A 22,868-nucleotide genomic window follows, 5' to 3' on the forward strand; every position below is an offset into this window, starting at 1 on the left:
CTGAGCTGGTCGCAATAAGGCGGCCAGCTTGTTCAAGAGTGAATCGGGCTTACAGGTATGATTGCTGCTATATCGAACCTTTCTAAGGATGTCCGCCAGTACATGCTGGTGACGTTTAATTACTGGAATTTTACGATTACTGACGGTGCATTGAGGATGCTGGTGGTGTTGCATTTCCATCAGCTTGGCTATACCTCGTTGGAAATCGCCTCTTTGTTTTTGTTCTATGAATTTTTTGGCGTTGTGACCAATTTGATTGGTGGTTGGCTCGGTGCCAAGTTAGGTCTGAACCGAACAATGAACATTGGTTTGGGGATGCAGGTGATTGCTTTGCTTATGCTGGCGGTGCCTTCGACCATGCTGACGGTGCCTTGGGTGATGTTGGCTCAGGCGATGTCGGGTATTGCGAAAGACCTCAATAAAATGAGTGCTAAAAGCGCGATCAAGACGCTAGTGCCCAATGAGCAGCAGGGGGCATTGTACAAGTGGATCGCGATTTTGACCGGTTCGAAAAATGCGCTGAAAGGGGCCGGTTTTTTCCTTGGCGGTTTGTTGTTGGCTGTTATTGGCTTCAAAGGGGCCGTTGTTGCTATGGCTGCAGTGCTGTTTGTTGTGTTGATCCTGAGCCTGATGTGGCTTGAGAAAGACATGGGGAAAGCCAAGCAAAAGATTAAGTTTTCACAGATATTTTCAAAAAGTAGCAGTATCAACATTCTCTCTGCGGCCAGGATGTTTTTGTTTGGGGCCCGCGATGTTTGGTTTGTGGTGGCATTGCCGCTTTACTTAAGCCAAGTCTTTAATTGGGATCATTTAATGGTAGGGGGCTTCCTTGCCACTTGGGTGATTGCCTATGGTTTGGTACAGGGATTTGCACCGCGGATCACGGGTAAAGCCAAAGGTGTTGTTCCTGATGGGCGTGCAGCTATGGTATGGGCTGGTGGCCTGGCGGTTGTTACTGCGGTGATAGCTTTGGGGATAGGCTATCAATGGCAGCCGCAGTTGATGATTGTGATTGGCCTGTTGGTGTTTGGTGCTATTTTTGCCGTAAATTCTTCGCTGCATTCCTACCTGATTGTTAGCTATGCAAAAGATGACGGTGTTTCGTTGGATGTCGGCTTCTATTATATGGCTAACGCCATGGGACGCTTGATCGGCACCATCTTGTCTGGATTGATTTACCAGCAGTATGGGCTTGCGGCATGTTTGTGGGTCTCTTTTGCCTTTTTGGCGGCAACGACGTTGATTTCGATTAAGTTACCCGCCCATCCCAAATCATAATTGTGAGGTGTTGGTGTTTTTGCTAACGCCTTACTCCAGTATGATATCGCTCCGATAATGGAGGATAAGCGTTCATGCAGGCAGTATGTTTTGATTTTGATGGAACTCTGGTTGATTCAGAGGTTTTCCATGCTGGTAATTGGAGCCAGTATTTTGCCCGTTATGGGGTTGAAGTGAGCCCTGCTGATTTTTTGAAGGAGTTTGCAGGGGTACCGTGGGAGAAAGTGGCGGCGGCTTTCCATGAGACACATGGTTTGGCACATTGCCCGACAATTACCGTTCGTGACATGGAGGCCTTGACCTTTGATGCGCTTGTGGCGGGGTTGATGCCGGTACGCCCTGGCGCTGAGGATATGATAAAGCAACTGCATGGGAGTTTACCTTTGGCGGTTGTGACTGGGGCACCAAGGCACTATGTTGAAGGTATTCTCGGTAAGTTGGGTTGGCTAGCATATTTTGACCACATAGTGTGCGGAGAAGATGTGATTTCAAATAAACCGTCACCAGATATTTACCTATTAGCCTGTGAACGGTTAGGATTACCGACAGATAAAGTGGTGGCGATTGAAGACAGTGAAACCGGCGCCCAGTCAGCACATTCTGCGGGGCTGCGCTTGGTTGTTGTCAATGATCTACACTCGGTAGGGGTAGGCAAAACAAATTACCGCTATCCAACGCTAACGCACGCATCACAACATCAGTCAGACTGGCTGGTGGCTTAAACGAAAGGCACTAACATGCAAGATGAAGATATCATGACTGGCGAGATGCTGGTTGAGACAGTAGAAAACCAGTTGGCAGACGGTAACCCAATTCAAGTAAAAGAAACCTTGATGCGTCTAATGATGACAGGTACCCCACGCGAAGAAGCCATTGAGATGATTGCTTGTGCATTGTCGGTTGAGGTCTTTGATGTGGTAAAGAATGGTGGGAGCTTTGATCTTAAGCGATATGCTGAGAACCTGTCTGCTTTGCCTGATATGCCATGGGAATTTGAAGATTAATCTTCATTGCTGCTCCTAAAAGGAATATCTAGGAACGATCCAAAAGCCACGTAATGTGGCTTTTTTGTTGCGCGTGTGTTGGTGACTTGGCGGTTTATATAGGCTCTGCGCAATTATCCACTGCTAGATTTAGTTATTTCTTCTGATTGTTAGAATATTCCCTCCCTTTGGATGCATAAATTTACGTGCATCACGATATTGATACGGTGTTTGTGCTGTATTTTCTAGTGTCAGATTTTGGTGTGTTACAGTATTGGCAGTCTAATACACCGCCGATGTTGTCCTTTTTAGCTTTCTAATCTGATTTTGATTCTTTGCGTAGTGATATTGTGTGTGACGACGATCATGAAAGGAGTCATGTCCTGCCAAATAAGATATTCTTGGTTTCTCATGTTGTCATATTGTTAAAATTCAGTGGCACATTCCAAGGTTTTTTATTTATCGTGTATATAAGGTTTAATCATTCAGTAGGGAATAGGAAATGATTATTGGTGTACCAAAGGAAATCAAGGTCCATGAATACCGTGTGGGTATGGTTCCGGCATCAGTCTGCGAAGCCGTTGCCCATGGCCATAAAGTGTATGTTGAATCCAACGCTGGGGTGGGTATTGGGTTTAGTGATCAAGACTATATTGAGGCGGGTGCTCAGATCCTTTCAACCGCAGAGGCTGTTTTTGCCGAATCGGATATGATCGTAAAGGTCAAGGAGCCGCAGGCGAATGAATGCAAGATGCTGCGCGACGGGCAGCTTCTCTTTACGTATCTGCATCTTGCCCCAGATCCAGAGCAGACACATGCCCTGATGGAAAGCAAAGCCATTTGTATTGCCTATGAAACCGTTACAGATGAGCATGGCCGTTTGCCATTGTTGGCCCCTATGTCTGAAGTGGCAGGGCGGATGTCGATCCAAGCTGGTGCTTTTTCTTTGGAAAAATCCAGAGGGGGTAGCGGTATGTTGCTTGGTGGGGTGCCCGGGGTCGAGCCTGCCAATGTCGTGATTATCGGTGGTGGTGTCGTGGGGGCTAATGCCGCGCAAATAGCGGTTGGCATGCGTGCCAATGTTGTTGTATTAGACCGTAATATCGATGTGCTTCGTCAGCTTGATAACCAATTTGCAGGTAAGGTTCGGTGTGTGTATTCCACCCAAGACGCGATCGAGAAGCATGTGTTGGAAGCTGATTTAGTGATTGGTGGGGTACTGGTGGCTGGAGCTGCGGCTCCTAAATTGGTGACGGCTGAGATGGTAAAAATGATGAAGCCTGGATCGGCCATCGTTGATGTTGCGATTGATCAAGGGGGATGTGTTGAGACATCGCATCCGACAACACACAGCGATCCGACCTACATTGTTGATAATGTAGTGCATTATTGTGTTGCCAATATGCCGGGAGCGGTTGCTCGAACATCGACTTTTGCCCTTAACAATGTCACATTGCCGTATATTCTCACCTTAGCGGACAAAGGTTACAAAGCAGCTCTGAAAGAAGATAAGTATTTGATGAAAGGTTTAAATGTTTATCAAGGGAAAATAACTTGCGAGCAAGTATCTATGGCATTGAACCTTCCTTACCACGATCCATATAAAATAATTGTCTGATTTATTGAGAATAAAAGCCCCCGACGAAGGGGCTTTTTATTATTTGTTTTGTGACAGGTAAATAAATACAGAAGATATATTTTAACTAAGGCATTGATTTGTAATTAGTGAATGTATCTATGTATATTTATATTAAGCGTCATGCCTTATTAATTAGGCGCGTGCGTAAATAACGCTGCCACCTTTGATGGTATCAATAATTTGTCTTGCTAGTTTTGTCGGTAATGCTGGGCATCCCCAACTGCGTCCCAAGTAACCATTACGACGGATGAAAGATTCGTTGGCATAGTCTGCGCCGTGAACAACAATATAGCGACGGCGAGCATTGTCATTGATGCCCGGGGTTATGCCGTCAAGTCGCAGTGAGTAACCGTTTCCGCCGTAATAGGTACTGTCCGTTAGGAATGTTCCCAATGATGTTTGGCGTGAATTGACGATGTTCGAAAAGCGGGTCGATGTTTTGCCACCGCTATTGACGCCGTGGGAGACATAGGTGTTGTAAACCAATTTGTTTCTTTTAAGATCAATGACATAAAATCTCTTTTGGGTCGATGGTTTACTGTAGTCGATGATCGTCAAAAGCTGTTTCTTGCGCTTTGGGGTATTGTAATAGGCCTGATAGCCTTCATTAAATACTTTAAAATCAATAACTCCCTTTAAATTGGCCTTTTTATAAACATCCTTGGCTAGCAGGTCACTTTTATTATGCTTGGTATAGGTGTAGTGGCTAATGACGCTGGCAGAAGCGTACATTGGCATGGCAATCAATGAGAGTGCCAATACAAGAAGTACTTTTTTCATTGTCCCTAAATTGATCAAAATTGAAGTTAGTAATTGAGTGGCGTGACTTTAGCATAAAAATTTCATTGTTTTACTTTTGTAGAAAATCAAGGCTGATGGGGATTAGCATTAAAAAACAGGATTTATTTAATGAGAGACAAGAAAAAATGGTTTAATGACAGTTAATTAAATTGAATTGTATTTTTTATTAATAAAAATATTCAAGTTTGTCTGTGGCGCATTGATAAATTGAAAGTTGTGATTTTTGATAAAGTAACTTGCTGTTTGGGATATAAAAAAGTTGCATCACATTTTGTAATAATAGAATTATCATAAAAATGACTGATTGGTTGTTTTTTGTCCATCAAGTTACGATATCTTGCTTGGAAGTTGGTTGAAAAAGCATCGCTGTTGGTGAGGGGGGTGACATATAGAAAAGCGCAGGCCGAAGGCCTGCGCTTAATTTGGTATTACTGACGTTAGGGATTAGATGTTACACACCTTAGTCCAGCTGCCATCGCTACCCGGTACAGAGCTTGTCCACCAGTTGGCTTTGTAAACAACGCCATCGTGGATCATCTTGTCGCCTTGGTTTGCGTGGCTAGGGTTACCGCCCCAGTCGCTTTGTGGCCAGTTAGGGTAAGTGTTAACACCGTTGGTGTCACAAGTACCGTCACCAGGGTTGCCACCGTCACCGCCACCAGGGTTGCCGCCGCCATTCAGGTCGCCGATTGGCAGATCTGGTTGCTCAGCAGCAAACGCGTACTCTTTACCGTTGATGGTTACAGAGTAGTTTGACGGGCCAGTGATTGGTAGGTAGTAGACCATATCAAGCACATAGGTGCCGCCAGCCGGTAGGTTCTTCCAACCTGGTAGGCTGAATGCTACGCGGTGCTTCTCGCCCTTCAGGCCGCCGATGTTGTTGGCAGCTGTATGGCCAGATGCAATAACCTTCAAGCCGCCGCCAGATTGATCTTTGGCGTTGTCAGGTGCTGAAGTTGGGATATCGAACTGGAATTCGGTACCGCCAGGGATTTCAGAGCCTGTGTTGTTGGTGAAGGTAATTTTCGGGTTGATAGGGTAGTTCTGGTCGCCCACTTTGAAGCCAGAAACATCAACGCTGATATCCAGTGCTTCTGTTGCAACAGCACCTGCCGCAATCTTGTTGCCGTAAGGTGTAGCAGACTTGAACTTGTCGTAGATGGCTTTGGTCATGGTGTTACCCATGTGGTATTCACCGTTGCCAGTCTTACAAGCAGCTTCTGTTGTATCGATAGAAGTACGGTTGCCGTTGGCATCTAGCACGTAACAGTTATAGTCACCGGCTAGTTCCCAGAACATGATGCCGCCGATTTCCTTGTCGATAATGTAGTCAGCTTTAACGCTTACAGAGTCTTTATCTTCAGTTGATAGGAAGACTTTCTTCTGTGCGTTCCATAGCCAAGGTGCAACCGCGACGCTATCGTAGTGACGGTTGTACTTGCCCACTAGCTCGTAAGCTGGGTCAAGGGCAGGATCGACACCATAAGCCTTGTTGTAGCTACCGAAGATACCTTGAGCAAGGTTCATCGCGTGCCACATTGGGTTAGAGCCTGCGCCCATTTCGTCGCCTGCAGCATTCTTGTCGTGCCATAGGTTGTCGATACCCATTGCGCCGTAGCCACAGTTGTTCTTCTGGCCTTCACCGGTACCTGGTGCACACTCAGCTTGGTTCGGAAGCGGAGCTTTACCCCATAGGCCGTTTTCACCGCCATTTACGCTCTGCCAGCCACGGGTGTAGTAAGGAACACCGATGTTGATACGACCAGCCTGCATAGAGCCACGGAAGTAGTGGTAAGCCCAGTCAGTGTTCAGGTAACCAATACCGCCATACTCTTTAGTGGTGTATACATCCCACATTGCCAATTCGGAGTCTTTACCTGTGTCGTAAAGGGCTGCGTTGTGGCCAACGTGTTCGTTCCATGCACCGTGTAGGTCGTAAGACATGATGTTGACATAGTCAAGGTACTGGGTCACATCAAAGTCTTCCATACCACGTAGCAGATAGCCTGATGATGGCGCTGCAATAGTCAGCATGTAGTGGATGCCGTCTTGTGCAGAAGCTGCATCCAACTTCTCACGAAGTACTTTCATCAACTCTTGGTAAGAGGCCCATAGGTAAGGACGGCGAGGTTCCATGAAGGCTTTGTCGTCTGGGTTACCCGCACCGGCCATTGAGGTTGGGTACTCATAGTCGATATCTAGACCGTCGAACTTGTACTTACGCATCATTTCAACAGCAGAGTCAGCAAACTTCTGGATACCTGCGTGGTTGATGCTGCCGTCAGCATTCGTTGTCATGGTGTAGAAGCCACCATCAGCAACGCGGTCGCCGTTTGGACCGAAGTGGCCGCCTGTTTCTGCCCAGCCACCGATAGAAATCAGAGTCTTAACATCATGCTTGGCTTTGTAGGTTGCAAGCGCACCGAAGTGGCCCTTGAAGCCTAGAGCTGGGTCAATTTCAACCCCCGGCCATTCTTGGCCTGTTGCAGCATTGCTCGGATCATTGACGTCGCCTACGTTAACCTTGCCGTCAGAACCGATGCTGACGAAAGCGTAGTTGATATGGGTCAGCTGTTCCCAAGGGATGTCATTCACAAGGTATTGAGTTTGTGGGTCATCGCTAGCACGCCAGCTGGTGAAGTAGCCGATCACACGGCGAGGGTGGTCGGCCCCCATTTGCTCGCGGCCTTCTGCATCGTAAATTGTACAGTAAGGAACTTTCACGCCAGGAGTTTGGTATAGGCCATCTGGACGACAGTTGTCTACGATTGGGCCAGTGCCAGTTACTTTCAGCGAGGCTGCAGAAGAGTCGCCTGTTGCACCTAGGTTGTCGGTTGCACGGGCGAAGAGTGATACGTTACCAGCAGCATCTGGAGTGTAGGTTGCCACATACGGTGCTTTGTTCGCGGTGTGGAAAACCTTGCCGTTGGCGAAGAATTCTACTTTGGCAACAGTGCCATCAGTATCGGCGGCATCCGCTGTTAGAGTGACGGCTGTGCCCACTTCTACTGTAGTGGCCGAAACGTTCAGAGATACCGTTGGCAGTTCGTTAGCAACGTCTTGAACATTGATGACAACAACTTGTTCTGAGGTTGCACCTTTGTCGTCAGTTGCAACTACTTTGATAGTTTGCTGACCTAGTACGGCTGTCCATTGTGCCGCGTATGGTGCTGCAGTGGCTGTATCAACTAGCTTACCGCCAACAAAGAACTCGACTTTGGCTACACTGCCATCGGCATCAGCGGCATCAACAGAAATGCTGACAACGTCACCAACGATAAACTGCTGGTTGCCTGAAGGGGAAGTGATCGACACGGTTGGTGCTTGGTTATCTGGATCAGGGCCAGGACCTGGGCCAGGACCTGCGCCGTCACACTGATCAACCAAGGTCCACTCCTGCCATGGGCCTGAGTGAGAGGATGGCGCATTGCCTTGTGTCCACCAGTTGGCTTTATAAACGTTGTTCGCTTCCTGAACTTGGGTGCCGGTAGTGTAAGCCTTGCTGCTATTCCACTCAGGGATAGCGCTACAGTCTATTGCAGCGTAGGCTTGAAACGACATCATGCAGCTAGCTGCAAGGGCAGAGAGTTTGAATACTCTTGAGGTTGCCTTTCCTTGTTTCAAGTATTTCATTGATAGTCCTTAACTTATTGAAATTAAGCAGAGTTACATTGTAACGGCATGCTTTTGCCTTTTGTTTTGCCGTGAAATAACTATAGTTTTGATAGCAAAACGATCACCGAGCATTGTTCATATTTAGAAAACATATCGCAAAATATGGGTAAGAATTTGCAGAAGCCACAGGCTTATTTTGCACCGATAACGAATTTTTCTGGTGTAAGCAGAGCCCGATGAAGCACGATGGCTATGTCCGTCACCTATGCATCGATGGTGAAAGTAATTGCATAATGTGACAGAGTTGACGTTAACAACTGTAAACCAGTGCATATTCAGGCGAATTAACTGAAGTTGCGCAGGGCAGAATTGGGATGCAGATCAGTAAGTCACAAGGATAAGAGCTTGTTAATTCCGTCGTGTTAGGTGTTGTTATGGAGGGGGCGCGAAAAGAAAGAAGAGCACGCGGCGAGGTTATGAGTCTCTCACCGCGTTGGAGCGTATACCTTTTTCGCTTAGGTATATACCCATGCTCGTTCAAGATGCTCGTTTCAGCGAGTCGACCTTGAGTTTCATATCAGGGCGTCAGTTTGTAGATAGGGTATCTACACTAAGGCACTGAGAGGGGGGATTACTGCTGATTAATTCTTGCCTTGAAGCGGGCGCGAGTTTCGGCATCAGCCTGCTCATACCAGTAGTTGAGCATATTTTCTGCCACGCTTGCACCTTGTTGGTTGCTTGATACCGTTGATGACGCCGGGGCTGTGGTTGCCACAGTTGCAGTGACAGGTGCTGTCGTTGATGCTGCAAGTGTTGAGACTGATGCAATTTTGCCAGCGGCGTTGTAGGCAGCCATTTCGCTTTCGTAGTTACGGCCGAACTGTAGGCCGGACTTCATCAATTTGTCTTTTTGAGTATCGATCACCTTGCCCGCTTCATTGGTTAGGGTCAATTCTGGTGATTGGTTGAATTTACGTGCATCTGAACTTGTACGGAGTTTTGGCAGGCTAAGCGTGAGTTTTTCATCGGTGGCGTTGAATTTGACAATGACAATGTCGGAGCTGAAGAAGTTGTCGTCACCGTTTTCGCGAACAGAATCTTCGTAGCGGAAGGCAATCTGGTTCTCGCCGTTTGGCAATGTCAGTGGGCTTTTTACATCCTTTTTAACGCCATTGATCAGAATAAGTTCGGCTTGGTAAGGCAGGTCTAGGCTTACATCAGCGAAAGCAGGTACGCTGATGCCACACGCTGCTAGCGCAAGCAAAGCATGACGAAGTTTCATAAGTTGTCCTTGTGATTGGGGGGTCTGACTGCATTTATGGTCAGTTATATTAATTAGACAGCGCAAAAGCTTAATCAGCCCTGAATCATAGCCTTAAAGTATGACAAAGTAATCTAACTTGCTTGGTTCTATAGGGTTTAGCTAGTGGTGATCACAGTTAATATACTCAATTCGCCTCAAATTATATCAAAATGCTGGGACTAGGGCGTTTCCGATGTACGTCTTTTCTTGGCGGAAAGAGAAAAAAAGAGCTGCAATAGCAGCTCTTTGTGTTGTTAGACATGCTCAATGGTTACTTGACGTAACAAGCAAAGCCTTTGAGGTAGAAACCTTCAGGATAGGCACTATCAAGCGGGTGGTCAGCAGCTTGGCTGAAGCGCTCGATAAACTGGACTTCACGGTGCGCATCAAGTGCGGCATCAGCGATGATTTTCTGGAATAGGTTGTTGTCCATCAGACCAGAACAAGAGTATGTCAGCAGCATACCGCCAGGCTTGATGATTTGCATCGCTAGCATATTGATGTCTTTGTAGCCGCGACAAGCGCCGATAAGCTGAGACTTAGACTCGGCAAACTTAGGCGGGTCCATAATCACAACATCGAAAAGCTCACCACGGTCGCGGTAGTCACGCAGTAGTTTGAATACGTCGGCGTTAAGGAACTCGGCATTTTCTACCGGGTAGCCATTCATCTCGGCATTCAGGCGAGCTGTATCTAGGGCTGGTTGTGACACATCAACGTTGACAACCTGCTTAGCTCCGCCTTTTAGGGCATATAGGCCAAAACCACCGGTATAACAGAAGCAGTTCAGCACACGCTTGCCGTTGACATACTTAACGGCAGCTTCGCGGCTGTCGCGTTGGTCAAGGTAGAAACCTGTCTTGTGGCCACCAATAATATCGACATTGATTTTGACACCATTTTCTTCGATGGTGACAAATTTAGGTGGCTCTTCGCCCGACAGTACGCCGGTACGCTGTTTCAGTCCTTCCTTCTTACGAACGGCGACGTCAGAGCGTTCGTAGATACTGCATTCTGGGTAGCAGGTATTCAGGGCGGTGATGAGGTTGTCTTTTTGAGCTTCGGCACCGGCACTTAGCAACTGGCAAACCAGGTAGTCTTGGTAACGGTCGATGGTGATACCAGGAAGGCCGTCAGATTCGGCTGCAATCAAGCGGTAACCTGTCAACCCGTCACGGGCAGCAAGGATATCACGCAGGCCTTGTGCTGCGTTCAGGCGTTTGATGAAGAAATTGACATCAATGGTTTCATTACGCTCGAAAGTCCATACGCGAACGCGGATCTGTGATTGAGGAGAGTACGCGCCACGTGCTAGCCATTCGCCTTTGTGATCGTAAATATCGACGGTTTCACCGAGAGAAGGTGTACCTTCAATACGCTGAATACCACGAGAAAATACCCAAGGGTGGCGACGGCGCAGTGACTTTTCACGGCCTTTTACCAGATAAATTGAAGCTGTCATGACATGCCCAGTATGGATTTAAGGAGGGGGCGTATTATGTTGTCGAATCAAGGGAAAAGCAAATGAAACAAAAAAGGGATGCCGTTGGCATCCCTTGAATTTTATGGCGATACGTTAAGTGCGCAAACCTCGCATCAGCGAATCAAGCACTTTGGCTTGCTCGTTTAGTTTGGCAATGTCGTGGGTTGATTCGCGAATAACCCCGCACACCTGCTCTGATTGCGAACGTACCTGCTCGACGTTGGCAGCGATATTATCGGCCACACTGCCTTGCTGCTCTGCCGCTGCTGCGATTTCGGTACTGCGTTCGGAGATCGTTTCGTTCCGAGAGGTAATCTGTGCGATTTCTTGGTCAACCGAATTCATTAATGACTCACTGTTTTGGGCATGCTCGACAGTGCGGCGCATGACAGCAAGTAGCTGCTGACTGTTCTGCTGCAGTGATTCGATCATCTGCTGTATTTCAACGGTTGCCCCTTGGGTACGGCCAGCAAGTGTTCGGACTTCATCGGCAACCACGGCAAAGCCACGGCCTTGTTCACCCGCACGTGCGGCTTCTATCGCTGCGTTTAGGGCTAACAGGTTTGTTTGCTCAGAAATACCATTGATGGTGGTGACCACATCATCGATGCTGGCGGCATTGCTGTCGAGCTTGGCTACAGCGTCAGCGGCTTGGCTGATTTCGTTGCTTAGCACTGCGATAGCACTGCGTGTTTGGCCGACTTGAGCCCGGCCATGTTCTGACACTTGCTGGGCTTCGCGGGTCTGGGCCGAGGTGTCGTGGGCATGGCTGGCGACTTCTCGAATAGAGCTTGCCATCTCTTCAGTGGCACTGGCCAGAGAATTCAAGTGCTGCTGTTGGGATGAAGATAAGTGTTCATTCTCAAGGCTTCGTTGTTGCAGGCTCTGGCTGATTTGCTGCATTAACTGCGTGGCTTCTTGGGTTGCCAGTACGAGTTGGTGCTCACGTTCTGTGACCCGATCGATGGTAATCGCAATGGTGCTGAATTCGTCTCGCACCGGGAAGAAATTTAGGCGAGAGGTGAGATCACCATCAGCAAGCGACTGCAAGGCGCGGTTTGTCACGAACATTGCCCCGCCGATAAAGGTCATGATGTAGTAGATGGTTGCCCAAACTGCAATGAGAATAGCTACCGCAATAGCGATTTGAAGCGGACTGAGATATGACAGTAGATTTGGGAGTTCGCTGATGCTAATGCTATAGCCCATTTCGTTAATGGCGGCTGAGTGCTCCCCTTGTCCTACTTTGAGCGCGCTTCCTGCCAGTAGCTGGCCCGCATCAGCCATGCTGATTTTGTGTTGCGAAAACAGGGTAGCGGTTGTGTTTAATTGTTGAGTCGTGATTTCAATACGTTGCTCGTTTGCCGCATCCGCTAGAATCAATCCAACGGTAAGGACAGTAACGAGAGGCATCAGGAAGAGAAGATAAAACTTTTCCTGTAGAGTAATGTGAATAAGGTATCGGTCGATCCATCGAAATGCAACTTCTTTCATAATTGTGCCTTTATAAAACAGAAGCTTAGCTGGGGAAAACAAAACAGGTCTAATTTTATATTGTTATCAGTGAATGGATAGAAAGCTTGAGGTGAGGCATGTCACATAAATGTGTAAAAGCGCTAATAAAAGGGATGGTTCAGGGGGTGGGTTTCCGTTTTCATACGGCTCATCAAGGGTTGAAACTCGGCTTGAGCGGTTATGCCAAGAATCTCCCCGATGGAACCGTTGAGGTGCTCGCATGTGGTGAGGAGGAGCAGGTTGATGCCCTAATGGTATGGCTTGAGGACGGGCCAAAGACGTCACGGGTTGATGCGCTGGTCGTAGAGGATGTGGAATGGCGCCATATTGACGGCTTTGAAATTATGTAATCTTTGTTGGTTGGAAATGAAATAAGGACGGGATACCGTCCTTATGGATAGCCATGGAAAATGCTATGAGTGGCTTACAAGCATTTTGCTGGCTTTGGCAAGCCGGCCAGTTTGGTCGCTTGCTTCGCGGGTCCTTTAGGGAAGAGTTTGAATAGGTAACGGGAGTTACCTTTTTCTTCGCCATATTTTTGAGCCATTGCCTTAACCAGCATTCGGATCGCTGGAGAGGTATTGAACTCTTGGTAGAAGTCACGAACGAACAGGACAACTTCCCAGTGCGCATCTGTTAGAGTTAGCCCTTCCTCTTCAGCCAGTAATGGCACCAAGCCGTCGCACCAGTCATCAACATTCTTTAAATAACCGTGGGCATCGGTTTCGATTTGTTTGCCTTCAAATTCAAGCATGATAAGCCTCGTCAATGGAACGCGCCAAGAATAGTGACTATTACCGTGTGCTGCAAGCATTGTTCTATAAACAGTGAGGTTGTGGTGGGCTTTGCTTGGTACAAAAAAAGCGCCCTCAGGCGCTTTTTGCTTAATGAAAGACGACAGGTTAGTCGTCGCTGCCCATGATGCCAAGGATTTGCAGTAGGCTCAGGAACAGGTTGTAGATTGAGACATAAAGCGTCACGGTTGCTGAGATGTAATTTGTCTCGCCGCCGCGAACGATCTCTTGAGTCGTAAGCAGGATTGCTGCTGATGAGAACAAGACGAACATTGCGCTAATTGCGAGTGATAGCATCGGCAGCTGTAGGAAGATATTCGCCACCATAGCAACCAGAATAGCCACGAAACCTGCGATTAGCATGCCACCAAGGAAAGACAAATCACGTTTTGTGGTTAGTGCATAGGCTGAACAGGCGAGGAAGGTCACCGCTGTACCGCCAAGCGCCGGAATAATCGCATGGCCCATGCCCGCGCCAATGTACATGTTGAGGATCGGGCCAAGGGTGTAACCCATAAAACCTGTTAGGGCGAAGGTAAATACGATACCCAAGCTGCTGTTGCGGTTACGCTCGGTCAGGAACATCAGGCCGTAAAAGCCAACCAGCGTAAGGATAAACCCTGGGTGCGGCATGTTCATTGCCATCGCAAAGCCTGCCACGACAGCAGACCATACCAGCGTCAGAGAGAGCAAAAAGTAAGTGTTACGCAAAACCTTGTTTGTAGGGATGTTCAAGCCTACAGAACTAGATTGGTATTGTTCATTGAAATTCATAATAAGCCCTGTATCAATGCAATATATGTTTTAAAACGTCGACTCAAATGCTCGAGCGCCTCTGCCGCAGTTATACTGTGCGACAGTGCAGTGATCAACCATCAGTCGTCCCTAAAGGGTTCGTTATGTTGATTGCTAAACCCTATATTGAGCTAATCAAGATGAAATGCAAGGTTCAAATATGCATATTCTCGACTAACCTATAACAAAATCAGTACGCTAACGATTAAGATAATACTTAACAATGGTCTAATATTGAATGCCAAGTTGTAAATGAATGTAACATTACGCCACTATTTTGTTTTACAGCAATGGTTTGCCAGTGCGGATCTTTGACTGTCATTTCTGCGAAATATCGACTCACGTTAATGCAATATTTGTTCTAGGAACAGTTGTGTTCTGTCTGATTCGGGATTCTCGAAGAAGGCTTGCGGGGCACTTTCTTCGATAATTTCCCCCATATCCATGAAGATGACTCTGTCAGCCACTTCGCGTGCAAATCCCATTTCATGGGTCACGCAGATCATGGTCATCCCTTCGTTGGCCAGTTCGGTCATGACATCGAGTACCTCCCTGACCATTTCCGGGTCGAGTGCGGAGGTGGGCTCGTCAAATAACATTACCTGGGGGGTCATGCATAGCGCACGAGCAATGGCGACTCGTTGTTGTTGGCCACCAGAGAGCTGGCCTGGGTATTTCCCGGCTTGTTCTGGTATTTTTACCCGTTCCAAAAACTGCATGGCCGTTTGCTCTGCTTCTTTTTGTGGCATTTTTTTTACCCAAACCAGTGCTAGAGTGCAATTTTCTAATACCGTCAGATGGGGAAACAGGTTGAAATGTTGAAAACACATGCCAACCTCCCGTCTGACAAGTTCGATATTTTTTAGGTCGTTGGTCAATTCGTGCCCAGCGATTTGGATCGTGCCTTGTTGGTGTTCTTCAAGTCGGTTTATGCAACGTATCAGGGTTGACTTTCCTGAACCGGATGGGCCGCAGATAACGATTTTCTCTCCTTTGTTGACGGTTAAGTTAATGTCTTTCAATACATGAAATTGCCCATACCATTTATTAACGCCAGAAAGGGATATGACCGGTCGTGGGGGGGATGCTGACATAGAACGCTTCCTTGTTTATCGATCAGAGTTTGTGGCCTGTGTGTAATTTTTGTTCAAGATAAATGCTGTAGCGGGACATGCTGAAACAAAATCCCCAGAATACCAAGGCGACAAAAACATAGCTTTCAGTGGCAAAGCCAAGCCAATTGGGATCAGTATTTGCCGCTTGACCAATACCCAAGACATCAAACATGCCGATGATGAGTACCAAACTGGTGTCTTTGAACAGGCCTATGAAGGTGTTGACGATCGCTGGAATGCTAATTTTCAATGCTTGGGGTAGTACAACCAGTGCCATTTTTTTCCAGTAGTTAAGGCCAAGGGCATCGGCGGCTTCATATTGGCCATTAGGTATCGCTTGTAGCCCGCCACGCACTACCTCGGCCATGTAGGCTGCGCTAAACAAGACGACGCCAACCAATGCCCGGAATAATTTATCTGTTTCCATTTCTGCGTCTAAGAATAGGGGGAGCATGACGGAGGCCATGAATAGCACGGTGATAAGTGGTACGCCGCGCCATATTTCGATATACAGGGTACATAGGCCTCGAATGACTGGCATTGTTGAGCGGCGACCCAGCGCGAGCATAATACCGATGGGCAGAGAGACGACGATGCCGACGATGGCGATAATCAGGGTGATTAGTAGGCCGCCCCAAAGGTGGGTTTCAACTGAAGGTAGCCCGAAGACATTGCCATACAATAAAGCCGCGACAAAAAAAGGATAAATATTGACGAAGATAAGCCAGATCCAGAGCTTTCCGGGGACTTTGTTTATGGCGAGCAAGCTGATAAACACCGCCAGAGTCGCATAGAAGAGCTGGGGGCGCCATAGCTGATCACTAGGATAAAACCCATACAGGAACTGGTCTATTCTCATTTTGATGAACACCCAGCATGCCCCTTCTTTGCTGCAGTCGGATCGACTTGTTCCTGCCCAGTCAGCGTTTATCACCGCCCATTCGATAATCGATCCGATCCCAGCAATGATCAGTAAGCCGAGCATGATGCTAGTCAGAGAGTTGAGCGGTGACGAAAACAGGTTTTTACGCAGCCATTCAATTGCGCCTGTCGTGTTGACCGGAGGCGGAAGATCGGGGCGAAAAGAATGTTTATTCATAGGCGATAACCATAGTTTTATCGTTCGACAAGGGCAACTTTGCGGTTATAGATGTTCATGAGCAAAGAGGTGAGTAGGCTCAATGCCAAATAGACCGCCATCGTCATAGCGATGATCTCTATGGCTTGCCCCGTTTGATTGAGGGTCGTACCGGCAAAAACTGATACTAAGTCAGGGTACCCAATGGCCATTGCTAATGAAGAGTTCTTGGTTAGGTTGAGGTACTGACTGGTTAATGGGGGAATAATGATCCTAAGTGCCTGAGGGATGACAATTAACCGGAGGGTTTTACCTGCAGATAGGCCCAGAGAGCGTGCTGCTTCGGTTTGCCCGGTATCGACGGCATTGATGCCGGCCCTGACAATCTCGGCAATGAAGGCGGCAGTATAGATACTCAATGCCAATAGCAGTGCTGCCAATTCAGGAATAATGGCGATGCCACCTTGAAAGTTGAAGCCTTTGAGTTCGGGGTATTCAAAGTTAACGGGCATGCCGCTGGCAAAATAGCCAAAGATAGGTAGCCCGATCAGGATGAGGCAGTTGATTAACATGATGGGGGATTGCTGACCCGTTATTCGCTGTTTTCGCTTGGCATAAAGTCGAAATATGATGGCCAGCGTGATGGCAACCACGACGGTGGCAATAAGCCATCCGCCCCCTTCCTGCAGTACCGGTTTGGCAAGGTACAGGCCTCTGACATTGAGAAATACCGCATCACTGAGCTGTATGCTTTGTTTGGGGGAAGGCAGTGCTTGTAGTACCGCAAAGTACCAAAAGAAGATCTGTAGCAAAAGTGGGATGTTGCGAAAGGTTTCGATATAAACAGCAGCCAGTCGATTGACCAGCCAATTACCCGATAGTCTTGCAATGCCAATTGTAAAGCCGAGAAGCGAAGCGAGTAGAATGCCAAGAACCGACACTAAAGCCGTATTAATCAGGCCGACAAAAAATGTACGCCCATAGCTGTATGTTTCGTCGTAGTCGATCAGGCTTAGCCCGATACCAAACCCTGCTTCTTGGTGGAGAAAATCAAACCCCGTGGTGATACCGCGTTGCTCGAGGTTGTATAGCGTATTGTCAACAATGGAATAGATAGCAAATCCAAGGATGGCAAGTGCCACAGCTTGAAAGGCAATTGAGCGGAAAACGGGGTTATAGAACAGGTTGCGTTTGGAATTACTCACTACTTCACGTCCTGTGCAAGAAAGGTCTGGGCGGGGAGTCAATTTCCCCGCCGGATAGCAAGGTATCTTGTATTAACGCATAGGCGGGGCGTACTGAAGACCGCCATCGTTCCACAGTGCGTTCAGGCCACGTTTGATCTGGAGCGGAGAGCTCATTCCTATTGTGCGCTCAAAGCTTTCGCCGTAGTTACCTACTTGTTTGATGATTTGGTAGCTCCAATCATCATTGAGACCAAGCCCTTTGCCCTTCGGCCCGTCGACACCAATTAAGCGGCGAATATTGGGGTCGTTGGATTTTTTCATGTCGTCAACATTGTGTGAAGAAACACCGAGCTCTTCGGCGTTGAGCATGGCAAATAGCGTCCATTTTACGATGTTGAACCATTGGTCATCACCTTGGCGGACGGCAGGGCCTAGCGGCTCTTTGGAAATAATATCGGGCAGGATTACGGCAGAGCTGGGATCCTGGAGATTAAGGCGCAGTGCGTATAATCCTGATTGATCAGTCGTTAGGACATCACAGCGACCGGCCTCGAATCCTTTCACTGTTTGGGCGGCGGTATCGAACACCACTGGCGTATATTTCATTTCACGGTAGCGGAAGTAGTCAGCGAGATTGAGCTCGGTTGTCGTACCGGATTGGACACAAACAGCGGCACCGTCGAGTTCAGTTGCACTCTCGATCTCCAGCGATTTGCTGATCATAAAACCCTGTCCGTCATAATAGTTGATACCCGCAAAATTGATCCCCAAGGAGGTATCGCGGTGCAAGGTCCATGTGGTATTTCGTGAAAGTAGATCTATCTCACCAGATTGCAGGGCAGTAAAGCGCTCTTTGGCGGTAAGCGGAATATATTTCACTTTGGTTTTGTCACCAAGAGTGGCCGCAGCCACGGCCTGACAAAATTCCACATCCAAGCCTTCCCATTCACCTTTTTCGTTGGGGTTTGAAAAACCCGGTAAGCCAGTGGTCACACCGCATTGGATATATCCCTGTTTTTGGACTTTTGCGAGAGTGTCACTGGATGAGGCGGTTGTTGGTTTGGGGCTGGTGGACGATGGTGACGGGCTATTTGTCAGCTGTTTTTCGAGTTCGGCAATTTTAGCTTCGAGCTGAGCAGTTTCTGAGCCGGCCTCTATGATTTCAGCATTGCCTGAGGACTCTAATTGCTTTTCGAGTTCGCTAATTTTCGATTCAAGCGCTGTAATAGTTGCTTTGTCTTGACTGCTCCCATTATCACAGCCGTACAGGAATAAGGCGAAGGAAGAGATGGCGAGCGTAGAGCGAATGGATGGTTTCATATCGATGTCCTATCAGTCCTTAGTCAATGCACCGACAGCAGATGTTGACGGTGTTGTATGCCGCATTTATTAATGAATTATTGTGTTGTGTATTTCGACAAAAATAACTGCCTGAAATAGTGTCACTATTCAGTATAGGAACTGACGGGGATACGTCTAGTTAACATATCCCCAACATTTGCAAAGAGAGGAAAGAGAATCCGGAGGCAGGGAGTGTGCCACGCCAGAGCCGTATTTATTCGGCGTTGGAGTGCATAGTTCGTGTGATAGCGGCGGCAGTTTACGTTAGCTCGCTTCTTTTACACATGTAGTATAGAGCTGTGCGAGAGGACGGTAATCATCGGCTCGGCCACTGCGAAGATTCAGGGTTTGTATCTCACCTGAGTAACTGCTGATGGTGCTGCTCCAGTAATTGTTTGATATCGGCCAATGATTGCGTAACAAGAAGCGTTGACCATAGGTTTGTAGTTGCTTGAGTTCATCATAACTAGGCAAACGGAGTTGGTACCGGGTACACCAGTTCGTTGCTGCTTGGATATTGACTTTAGACCAGAATTCACCGTTTTCCTTGATGAAGCTCGGGGGCATGTCTTGGGCAGAGTCAATCGTTAATGGTTGATAATATTCAAGATTATTGAACGTAAAGGCATAAATGGCAGAATCAAGAACGACTCGATCTGTGGCAATTCTCTCTTTTGAGGTCGTGTCTTGCGCGGGACGATGGCGAGACAGGTTCTCTGAAACCTCGTGAGTGGCTGATGCAGCTTGATTAGATGCTGTGTGGATCGCCTCAAGTTCTACAGTGTCTGTAGTTTGTCGTATAAAGCTATTTTTAATCTCGTTAGCAGACAATATTTTGGTGATCTGCTGTGCCGCTGGATAATTATCGATAGGCCCAATTAAACAGCGATAATGTCCTTGATCATTATATAAAAATAAATTGTTGATAAAGAGTTTGGCGATTTTCTCCCTAAACGCTTTGTCGGGCATTGCCTTGCTGTAGTTGCACTGTACCCAGTACTGGCTTTGCGAAGCGTTAATCGGCTCCTTGCCCCACAGTGCCTTTCCGATATCACAGTTCGGATCCAGTATGCGCCATGCACTGCTTAATGTTTTTGCCGAGCAGGAAGATGGTGAGGTGGTTTCGGTAGCTAAGATGGGGCTGGTAAATGTAAACAAAGAACCGATAATCAGACCGCCAAAGATGACAGGGCAGTGCAACTTGAACATGACACAAACACTCATTAGATTACTTACATTCATATCATTAACATAAAATAACTAAAAAGAATGTGAAATCATCTGAAGTTATCTAAGTGAAATTTGCCAATGGTTAAATATCTAACGTGTATTGGGTCTCTTGCATAGAAAAACCCTGCCTTGGCAGGGTTTTGTTTATTCAAACAGTAGAATCAGCTATCGGCTAGCTCGTACTGTCACGGTTGCAGATGACGATGCCTGACCATTCTCATCAATGACCCGATAGGTAAAGGTGCTCTCACCATCACGTAGTGCCGTGTAGAGGAGAGTGCCGTCAGGATTAACCGAGACGGCTCCCAATCGCCGGTTGGGCTCGGTGCCAATGATAACCTGATTGCCAAGAGGGGCATCTCCGGCGATATCATTGGCCAGTACATTGAAGGTGGTTCTTGTACCCCGTTTAACGTTGAAGGTGTCGTCGTTGGCCTTAGGCGCGCTTGCGGGCTCTTCGCTCAAGAATCCTTTGACGGGCGGTAACTGTTCTGCACTTCGGCCCGCGGCACCCACACTTGGAATTTCCAGCCATTCAGTCTCTGCTCTGCCGGTTCCGTCGTCTTGAACATTGTGTTCATCACCGAAGTGACCGACAGGGACAAAGAGTTGCGGATGATCAAATGGAGCTTGCTCCCAGCGAACCCGCTCGTCAGTGAGGGTCTTCATGAAGGCCACCAGTGAGGCTTTTTGCTCGTCGGTAAGTCCAAGAGGACGCAGGTTAAAGGCTAAGTTTGAATCGGTACCATTATGCCCAGAAGAATCTTGAAGTGGATTTTGATTGACGATTCGACGGTTACCACCACGGTTGTAGAACTCAACAACTTCTTCCAGTGTCGCAAGGCTACCGTTATGCATATACGGCCCAGTTAATTCGATGTTGTGAAGCAGTGGGATTTTGAATGCGCCATCAACTGCGGTCGCTGCTGTTGGGGGGAGTTGCCCACTCAATAACTGGCCGTCAGGTGCATATCCACCAGAGGATAGAGCCTGTGCCTGACGGGTGAAAGAGAGTGGGTTGCCGAAATCATCGACGCCGCCAAGTCCGAGATCCTCACTAGTTGGTCGTACCCCAATATTCATGAAACCGGTATCGGAAAATGCACCGCGAGTTTGAGGACCCACTGGGAATGGGTTGGTCGGGCCAACAAATATGCGATTGACGACATCGCCGGTTGGGTTAATCAATGATCGCGTTGCGCTACTAAATGCAGGGCCTGAGTGGCAGAATACGCATGTACCTTGAGGGCTGTTGAAGAGTTGCTTACCCGCAAGTTCTTGTGCCGTTAGCTTATCATCACCTTGCTCATTTCGCGTTGCCCCCAGAGAGACTAAGGTACTTTCATACATCTGGATGGAAAGCCCCCAGAAGAGGGAGAAGTTCTTTTCAATTTGGCTGTAGCCCTGTTCATCGCGGTGCGGGTATTTCCATAGTTTGTCATGGAAGGCGGTTTGGATTAGCTTACGGTAGTCGAGACGGAGTCCGGGTGACGGGAAAGCACTGATTTCGCCTAACGCGCTGTCTGCGGGATGCACTTCTTGTAAGCCCAATGGTCGCAGGGACAGTAACTTTTTAGCCATAGCTTGGAATGGTTTTCCATCACAGGTCATTTCGAAATTACTGCCTGGAGGACCGACCGCTTGTGACGCTAAGCTGGAGTTAATTAGATTTGCCTTTTCTGGTTTCATTTTACCTGAGCTGTAATCATAGACATAGATATAGGCATCTTTATTACGCGGGCCAAAGGGATCTACGCCATTGAATATATTATTTGCACGCCCATCCCAGAAATTACGGAAATTATAAACGGCATTGATAACCGTTGGTGTGTTTCTTGGCTCGACCCGTTTTGTATTTAGCTGGTTGACATGGAAAATATCAGGAATTGTTTTACATTTTTCACGTCGATCTTCGAAATCACTGCGATAATCATTTCCGTTAAGACCACTGAATTGAGCCAGAGAAACCCCTTGTGAAGAGATAACATCATCTGTCTCATAGACGATATCAGAATCTCTATCGTTCATATCAGATAATTTATAAAGAGGGAAATCATCTTTAGTGAGTTGATAATTAGGCCCTCCATCACCACCAGAAGGTAAATGAGGGTAGTCAACATGATTAAATAGATTTTGGAGTGACTCGTTAGTGTGTAGTAACCCCGGACTAATTTGGTTCTTTGAACGGTTATCAGCGCCGGCGGCAAAATGGCAACTCGCACAACTCTGACCTTGGCTACCGGCTTGCATATCCCAGAAGAGAGCTTTACCTAATTGGATAGCGGCATCTTTGTCTTTGATATAATTATCTAATTGAGGAACAGGCGGCAAGTTATCTGGCAGATAATCACTTGGCTTTGCCTGAGCATTGCTTGTCACAAGGCATAAAGATGTAATGATAGCACCTAGCCCCGCTCGTTTATTCAATGACGAGAATCTCATTGTTTGCTCCGTAAATATTATAGTTATTGGTATTGATACCCACACGTCTCAGTTGCTGGATTCAGAGTAGGCGGAATTAGCATCTTGAGAATGTGTGGTTATAGTTTTTATCAATAATAAAAGTATGGCTGATACGTTAGATAGGTTGTTATTATGTTTTGGAAATTCATTTATTTAACCATGCTGTGATTAGGTGATTTATTCAGTTAAAAATGACACGCATCATCGTTAATATTATTTCGCTTATAAAGAAAGCCGATCAATAAATG

18 protein-coding genes are annotated in these 22,868 nt (G+C 47.3%); 5 read left to right on the plus strand and 13 right to left on the minus strand.

All coding sequences use genetic code 11. The features are described from left to right. The first annotated feature begins 57 nt into the window (after positions 1-57). From arsJ to ald, 4 genes are all read left to right on the plus strand, one after another. Positions 58-1,278 (plus strand): organoarsenical effux MFS transporter ArsJ, encoded by a 1,221-nt coding sequence (arsJ, locus tag ACSF8X_RS08320; RefSeq protein WP_500849633.1) that lies wholly within the window; start codon positions 58-60, stop codon positions 1,276-1,278. A 74-nt stretch (positions 1,279-1,352) separates the two neighbouring features. Then, positions 1,353-2,000: an HAD family hydrolase gene (locus tag ACSF8X_RS08325; protein ID WP_500849634.1), complete on the plus strand. Its 648-nt coding sequence runs from the start codon at positions 1,353-1,355 to the stop codon at positions 1,998-2,000. Positions 2,001-2,015: 15 nt separating this feature from the next. Then, positions 2,016-2,282 (plus strand): hypothetical protein, encoded by a 267-nt coding sequence (locus tag ACSF8X_RS08330; protein ID WP_047877897.1) that lies wholly within the window; start codon positions 2,016-2,018, stop codon positions 2,280-2,282. Positions 2,283-2,763: 481 nt separating this feature from the next. Then, on the plus strand, positions 2,764-3,879 hold the full coding sequence (ald, locus tag ACSF8X_RS08335; RefSeq protein ID WP_500849635.1) for an alanine dehydrogenase: 1,116 nt from the start codon (positions 2,764-2,766) through the stop codon (positions 3,877-3,879). A gap of 153 nt (positions 3,880-4,032) precedes the next feature. Here ald and ACSF8X_RS08340 read toward each other — a convergent pair whose 3' ends face one another. From ACSF8X_RS08340 to ACSF8X_RS08360, 5 genes are all read right to left on the minus strand, one after another. Beyond that, the gene (locus ACSF8X_RS08340; RefSeq protein ID WP_500849636.1) at positions 4,033-4,680 is read right to left on the minus strand and encodes a murein L,D-transpeptidase catalytic domain family protein; all 648 of its coding nucleotides are present in this window, start codon (positions 4,678-4,680) and stop codon (positions 4,033-4,035) included. 465 nt (positions 4,681-5,145) lie between these two features. Beyond that, a complete protein-coding gene (locus ACSF8X_RS08345) occupies positions 5,146-8,334 on the minus strand; it encodes a chitinase C-terminal domain-containing protein (RefSeq protein ID WP_500849637.1) in 3,189 nt (1,062 codons plus the stop codon). Between the two features lie 613 nt (positions 8,335-8,947). Further along, positions 8,948-9,598: a YccT family protein gene (locus ACSF8X_RS08350; RefSeq protein ID WP_500849638.1), complete on the minus strand. Its 651-nt coding sequence runs from the start codon at positions 9,596-9,598 to the stop codon at positions 8,948-8,950. A gap of 292 nt (positions 9,599-9,890) precedes the next feature. Then, positions 9,891-11,081 carry a class I SAM-dependent methyltransferase gene (locus tag ACSF8X_RS08355; RefSeq protein WP_500849639.1) on the minus strand — a complete coding sequence of 397 codons (1,191 nt, stop codon included), beginning with the start codon at positions 11,079-11,081 and terminating at the stop codon, positions 9,891-9,893. A gap of 114 nt (positions 11,082-11,195) precedes the next feature. Next, on the minus strand, positions 11,196-12,596 hold the full coding sequence (locus ACSF8X_RS08360) for a methyl-accepting chemotaxis protein (protein ID WP_500849640.1): 1,401 nt from the start codon (positions 12,594-12,596) through the stop codon (positions 11,196-11,198). Between the two features lie 98 nt (positions 12,597-12,694). On the opposite strand from ACSF8X_RS08360, the gene yccX reads away from it, so the two are divergent. Next, on the plus strand, positions 12,695-12,967 hold the full coding sequence (gene yccX / locus ACSF8X_RS08365) for an acylphosphatase (protein WP_047877904.1): 273 nt from the start codon (positions 12,695-12,697) through the stop codon (positions 12,965-12,967). Positions 12,968-13,041: 74 nt separating this feature from the next. On the opposite strand, the gene ACSF8X_RS08370 is transcribed toward yccX, so the two are convergent. The 8 genes from ACSF8X_RS08370 to ACSF8X_RS08405 form a co-directional block, all read right to left on the minus strand. Continuing rightward, positions 13,042-13,371 (minus strand): TusE/DsrC/DsvC family sulfur relay protein, encoded by a 330-nt coding sequence (locus ACSF8X_RS08370; RefSeq protein ID WP_047877905.1) that lies wholly within the window; start codon positions 13,369-13,371, stop codon positions 13,042-13,044. Positions 13,372-13,519: 148 nt separating this feature from the next. Next, a complete protein-coding gene (locus ACSF8X_RS08375) occupies positions 13,520-14,185 on the minus strand; it encodes a Bax inhibitor-1/YccA family protein (protein WP_047877906.1) in 666 nt (221 codons plus the stop codon). Between the two features lie 365 nt (positions 14,186-14,550). Further along, a complete protein-coding gene (locus ACSF8X_RS08380) occupies positions 14,551-15,300 on the minus strand; it encodes an amino acid ABC transporter ATP-binding protein (RefSeq protein WP_500849641.1) in 750 nt (249 codons plus the stop codon). A gap of 22 nt (positions 15,301-15,322) precedes the next feature. Further along, positions 15,323-16,420: an amino acid ABC transporter permease gene (locus ACSF8X_RS08385; protein WP_500849642.1), complete on the minus strand. Its 1,098-nt coding sequence runs from the start codon at positions 16,418-16,420 to the stop codon at positions 15,323-15,325. A 17-nt stretch (positions 16,421-16,437) separates the two neighbouring features. Continuing rightward, the gene (locus ACSF8X_RS08390) at positions 16,438-17,646 is read right to left on the minus strand and encodes an amino acid ABC transporter permease (protein WP_500849643.1); all 1,209 of its coding nucleotides are present in this window, start codon (positions 17,644-17,646) and stop codon (positions 16,438-16,440) included. A 30-nt stretch (positions 17,647-17,676) separates the two neighbouring features. Further along, on the minus strand, positions 17,677-18,906 hold the full coding sequence (locus ACSF8X_RS08395; RefSeq protein WP_240478254.1) for a transporter substrate-binding domain-containing protein: 1,230 nt from the start codon (positions 18,904-18,906) through the stop codon (positions 17,677-17,679). Positions 18,907-19,191: 285 nt separating this feature from the next. After that, positions 19,192-20,136 carry an SPOR domain-containing protein gene (locus ACSF8X_RS08400; RefSeq protein WP_500849644.1) on the minus strand — a complete coding sequence of 315 codons (945 nt, stop codon included), beginning with the start codon at positions 20,134-20,136 and terminating at the stop codon, positions 19,192-19,194. Positions 20,137-20,322: 186 nt separating this feature from the next. Continuing rightward, on the minus strand, positions 20,323-22,599 hold the full coding sequence (locus ACSF8X_RS08405) for a cytochrome c peroxidase (RefSeq protein WP_500849645.1): 2,277 nt from the start codon (positions 22,597-22,599) through the stop codon (positions 20,323-20,325). Positions 22,600-22,868 lie beyond the last annotated feature (269 nt).

This window comes from Photobacterium panuliri (assembly GCF_059920555.1).